We start from the raw sequence: 5,924 nt of genomic DNA on the forward strand, positions 1-5,924 counted from the left end.
GTGGTGCGGTGGTCGGTGGGGGGTGAGTTGGTTTTTGTGGGGCGTGCGGATGAGCAGGTGAAGATCCGTGGGTTCCGTATTGAGCCGGGTGAGGTGCGGGCGGCTGTGGTCGCGCATCCGTTGGTGGCGCAGGCCGCGGTGGTGGTGCGTGAGGATGTTGTGGGGGATCCGCGTCTGGTCGCGTATGTCGTTGCGGATGGCGGTGCCGCCGTGGACAGCGATGCCGGGGATGGCGCTGAACTTGCGCTAGGTGTGGGTGAGTTCGTGGCGGGGCGTCTTCCAGGGTACATGGTTCCCTCGGCGGTCGTGGTTCTGGACGCGCTGCCGCTGACCGTGAACGGGAAGCTGGATCATCGGGCGCTTCCCGCGCCCCGGTACGTCACAGGCGATGGCCGAGGCCCCGCCAACCGTCGCGAAGAGATCCTGTGCGAGGCCTTTGCCGAGTCCCTGGGGCTCGACACCGTCGGCGTCGAGGACAACTTCTTCGCCCTCGGCGGTCACTCCCTGCTCGCCGTCCGCCTCGTCGAGCGGCTGCGCGAGCGCGGTGTCACGGTGTCCGTACGGGCCCTGTTCGAGACTCCGACCGTGGCCGGCCTCGCGCTGTCGACGGGCACGGTCCGGTCCGCCGTGCCGGACAACCTGATACCGGCCGACGCGACCGCCATCACTCCCGAGATGCTGCCGCTCGTCGACCTCACCGCCGACGAGGTCGCCGTGGTCGTCTCCTGCGTGGACGGCGGCGCGGCGAACGTCGCCGACGTCTACCCGCTGGCCCCCCTCCAGGAGGGCCTGCTCTTCCACCACCTCCTCAACGAGGGAGGCGACGACGCCTACGCGCTCCCGACGGTCGTCGAGTTCGACTCGCGCGAGCGCTTCGACACGTTTCTCGCCGCGCTCCAGCAGGTGGTGGACCGCCACGACATCTACCGCACCTCCATCGTGTGGGACGGCCTGCGCGAGCCGGTTCAGGTCGTGTGGCGCAACGCCACCCTGCCCGTCACCGAGATCACCGTCGACGCGGACAGTACCGACCCGGTCGCCGACCTGGTCGCCGTCGGCGGCTCCGCGATGGACCTCGGCCGGGCCCCGCTGATCAGCTTGCACATCGCCGCCGTACCGGAGAGCGGCCGCCTGCTCGCCCTGCTGCGGATGCATCACATGGTGCAGGACCACACGGCGAAGGAAGTCCTCCTCGAAGAGGTTCGAGCGTTCCTCACGGGACGCGGCGACGAGCTGGCCGAGCCGTTGCCGTTCCGCGACTTCGTCGCCCAGGCACGCGGCGGAGCCGACGAGTCCGAGCACGAGCGTTACTTCACCGACCTGCTCGGCGACGTCACCGAGCCCACCGCTCCTTACGGCATGGTCGACGTGCACGGTGACGGCGCCGGCGTCGTCCGGGGCGAGCTGGAACTCGCCCCCGCCCTCACCGCTCGCCTGCGGGACGTCGCGCGCCGCCTCGGCGTCAGCCCGGCCCCCGTGCTGCACGTGGCATGGGCCCGGGTGCTCGCCGCCGTCTCCGGCCGCGCGGACGTGGTCTTCGGCACCGTCCTCTCCGGCCGCATGAATGCGGGAACCGGCTCGGACCGGGTGACAGGACCGTTCATGAACACGCTGCCGGTCCGCGTACGCACCGGTGAGCTCGGCGCGTTGGAGTCCGTCGAAGCCATGCGCGGCCAGCTGGCCCGCCTTCTCGAGCACGAGCACGCACCCCTCGCCGTGGCCCAGCGGGCCAGCGGGGTCGCAGGTGACACGCCGGTGTTCACCTCCTTCTTCAACTACCGGCACAACGCCGGCCAGCGAGCGGACCAGAGCCGGAACGCCGAGATCACGGGCATCCGCACCGTCTGGACACACGACCGCACGAACTACCCGCTGTCAGTGGCGGTCAACGACGACGGCGACACCGTCGCGCTCGCGGTGGACGCGATCGCCCCGGCGGACCCGGAGGCGGTGAGCACCCTGGTGCGCACGGCCACCGAGAACCTCGTCTCCGCACTGGAGAAGACGCTGGACGGCGGCACGGACGTGCCCCTGAGCTCGCTCTCCGTGCTGGGGGAGGTGGAGCGGTGTCGGGTGTTGGAGGAGTGGAACGACACGGCTGCCGATCTGGGCACCGCGCTGGTGCCGGGTCTGTTCGCCGCGCAGGTGGTGCGTTCCCCGGAGGCAGTGGCGGTCGCCTGGGACGGTTCCGGCATCACGTATGGGGAGTTGGATGCGCGGGCGAATCGGTTGGCCCGCTATCTGGTTGCGCAGGGTGTCGGTGTGGAGTCGTTGGTGGGGTTGTGTCTGCCGCGTGGGGTCGAGGCGGTGGTGGCGGTCCTGGCGGTGTGGAAGGCGGGGGCGGCTTATCTGCCGGTTGATCCGGGGTATCCGGCTGAGCGGATCGGTTTCATGCTGGCCGATTCGGGTGCGGCTTTGACGTTGACGACCGAGGAGGTCCTGGACGATCTCCCGGCCGGGCGGAACCGGTTTGTGGCGCTGGACAGCACACTGGTGGAGATGCAGCTGGCGGCCGCTTCTGCCGAGGCTCCCGATGTGGCGGTCGAGCCGCAGTCGCTCGCGTATGTCATCTACACCTCGGGTTCGACCGGCCGGCCCAAGGGTGTGGCCGTCACCCATGGCGGTCTGGCGAACTACGTGATGTGGGCCGCGGACGCGTACGGCATGAAGGACATGGCCGGTGGTGCTCCGTTGCACTCCTCCCTTGCGTTCGATCTGACGGTGACCAGTGTTCTGGTGCCGCTGGTGTCCGGGTCCGCGGTCGTGGTCAGTGAGGCCGGCGGCGCTGAAGGGCTGGCCGACCTGATTCGTGAGCCTGGTGGGTTCGGTCTGGTCAAGGCAGTCCCCGCCCACCTGCCGCTCCTGGCGGAGATGCTGGATGACGCTCAGGTCGCCTCTTCGGCTCGTACGTGGGTTGTTGGTGGTGAGGCTCTGCCGGGCGGTGTGGTTCGTGACTGGTTGTCGCGGGCTGCGGGGTCGGTGGTGGTGAATGAGTACGGGCCGACCGAGACGGTGGTCGGGTGCTGTGTCTTTGAGGTTTCGGCGGGTCAGGTGGTGGGGGAGTCGGTGCCGATCGGGCGGCCGATCGCCAACATGCGTCTGTATGTGCTGGATGAGTTCCTGCAGCCGGTCGCTCCGGGGGTTGCTGGTGAGTTGTATGTCGCGGGTGTTCAGCTGGCGCGTGGTTATGTGAGGCGTCCGGGTCTGACGGCCGAGCGTTTCGCGGCGAACCCGTTCGAGCCGGGCGGGCGGATGTATCGCACGGGGGATGTGGCCCGCTGGACCACCGAAGGGCTCCTCGAATACCTGGGTCGTGCGGATGAGCAGGTCAAGATCCGTGGTTACCGGATCGAGCCGGGTGAGGTGCAGGCCGTTGTGGCGGCGCACCCGCAGGTCGCCCAGGTGGCCGTCATCGCTCGCGAGGACGTCCCGGGAGACACCCGCCTCGTCGCCTACATCGTCCCCACCGACCTCGACGACGCCGAGCCTGAACTGCCGTCCCAGGTAGTGCAGTTCACGGCGACGCGACTGCCGGAGCACATGGTTCCGTCGGCGGTCGTCGTCCTTGATGCTCTCCCGCTGACCGCCAACGGCAAGCTCGACCGCAAGGCACTGCCGGCCCCGGACACCTCTGTATCGGCAGGATCCGGGCGCGGACCCGCCACGCTCCAGGAGGAGATCCTCTGCGCGGCCTTCGCCCAGGTCCTCGGCCTGGACCAGGTCGGAGTGGACGAGAGCTTCTTCACCCTCGGCGGCCATTCGCTGCTCGCCGTCCGCCTGGTCAGCCGCATCCGCGCCGCCCTCGGCATCGAGCTGGAGATGGCAGCGCTGTTCGAGGCGCCGACCGTCGCGGGCCTGGCGGCTCGGATCACCGGGGCCGTCGCGGCGCGGAAGGCACTGGCACCGATGGAGCGCCCGGAGCGGACTCCCCTCTCGTTCGCGCAACAGCGTCTGTGGTTCGTCGGCCAGCTGGACGGACCGAGCTCGGCCTACAACGTCCCGATGGCGCTCCGCCTTTCGGGCGGAGTGGACCGCGACGCGCTCGGCGCGGCCCTGCGCGACGTGATCGCCCGTCACGAGGTCCTGCGCACCGTCTTCCCCGCCGCGGACGGTGAGCCGTACCAGCGGGTCATCCCGGTCGAGGACCTGGCCTGGGAACTGCCGCTGGTCGAGGTCGCGCCGGAGGATCTGGACGGCGCGGTCGCCGCGGCGGCCGACTACGCCTTCGACCTCTCCGCCGAGGTCCCCTTCCGCGCCTGGCTGTTCTCCGCGGCACCCGACGACCAAGTGCTCGTCGTGGTCATGCACCACATCGCGAGCGACGGCTGGTCCAAGCGCCCGCTGGCCCGTGACGTCTCGGTCGCCTACGAGGCGCGCAGCGAGGGCCGGGCTCCTGAGTGGGAGCCGCTGCCGGTCCAGTACGCGGACTACGCGCTCTGGCAGCGTGAGCTGCTCGGTGACGCGACCGACCCCGACAGCGTCATGGCCCAGCAGATCTCCTACTGGCGCGCGGCACTCGCCGGAGCGCCGGAGGAGCTGGAGTTCCCGGCCGACCACCGCCGCCCGGCGCTCGCGTCCCATCGTGGACACCGCGTTCCCGTCCAGATCCCGGCCGCCGTGCACGCACGGCTGCGGGAGCTCGCTCAGGCCGAGGGTGTGACGGTGTTCATGCTGCTCCAGGCCGCCTCCGCCGTCCTCCTGTCGAAGCTGGGCGCGGGCACGGACATCCCGATCGGTACGGCGAACGCCGGTCGTACGGACGTGGCGCTGGACGACGTGGTCGGTTTCTTCGTGAACACGCTGGTGCTGCGTACGGATCTGTCGGGTGATCCGACGTTCCGGGAGGTCCTGGGTCGTGTGCGGGAGACGGGTCTGTCGGCTTTCGCGCATCAGGATGTGCCGTTCGAGAAGCTGGTGGAGGAGCTCGCGCCGACGCGTTCGCTGGCCCGGCACCCGCTCTTCCAGGTCATGGTGACCCTGGAGAACAACGCCGACGCCGTCGTCGACCTGCCGGGCCTGCGTACCGGGACTCCGGGGGCGGTCAAGGCCGATGCCCCTGGCCAGGCCGCCGCCAAGTTCGACCTGGCCGTCGAGGTCGCCGAAGCCTTCGATGCCGAGGGCGCCCCCGCCGGGCTGCGCGGCTCCGTGGTCGCGTCGGCGGACCTCTTCGAGTCGGCGACGGCCGCGCGCCTCGCCGAACGCTGGCTCCGGGTCCTCGAACTTCTCGTCGTCGAACCGCAGACCCGGCTGAGTGCTGTCGACGTTCTGGACGCCGCCGAGCGTCACCAGGTGCTGGCCGAGTGGAATGACACGGCCGTGCAGATCGTTCCCGCCACGGTGCCTGAGCTGTTCGAGGCGCACGTGGTGTCGACCCCGTCCGCGGTCGCGGTGATCGCGGGCGGCCATGAGGTCACGTACGCGGAGCTGGACGCACGGGCCAACCGCCTCGCCCATCGGCTCATCGCCCGGGGCATCGGTGCCGAGTCGGTCGTCGGCCTGTGCCTGGGCCGGGACGCCGAGATGATCGTGGCGATCCTGGCCACCTGGAAGGCCGGGGCCGGCTACCTGCCCATCGACCCCGAGCACCCGGCCGACCGGATCGCGTACATGCTCGCCGACAGTGGCGCCGCACTCGCGCTGACCACGGAGGAACTGCTCGGCGGGCTCCCGACGGGCCAGGTGCCCGTCGTGGCCGTTGACGGTCCGGAACTGCGGGCCGAGCTGGCGTCCGCGTCGGCCAGGGCGCCCGAAGGTAACCCACACAGCGCCGGCTTGGCCTATGTGATTTATACGTCGGGTTCGACGGGGCGGCCGAAGGGTGTGGCTGTCGGTCATGGTGGGTTGGCGAATCTGGTGTCGGTGTTCGGGCCGTTGATGGGGGTGGGTCCGGGGGTTCGTGTGTTGCAGTTCGCGTCGTTCAGTTT

At 70.1% G+C, this 5,924-nt stretch carries 1 protein-coding gene and 1 pseudogene; both read left to right on the forward strand.

Annotated elements, in window-relative coordinates:
- Positions 1-144: 144 nt before the first annotated feature.
- A pseudogene (locus ACF062_RS38405) lies at positions 145-285 on the forward strand (hypothetical protein); the annotation flags it as partial.
- 21 nt (positions 286-306) lie between these two features.
- Positions 307-5,924 (forward strand): amino acid adenylation domain-containing protein (locus ACF062_RS38410; protein ID WP_392144755.1); only part of this gene is annotated, 5,618 nt, incomplete at its 3' end.

The organism is Streptomyces sp. NPDC015345 (genome assembly GCF_043078805.1).
In the GTDB taxonomy this organism is placed as follows: domain Bacteria; phylum Actinomycetota; class Actinomycetes; order Streptomycetales; family Streptomycetaceae; genus Streptomyces.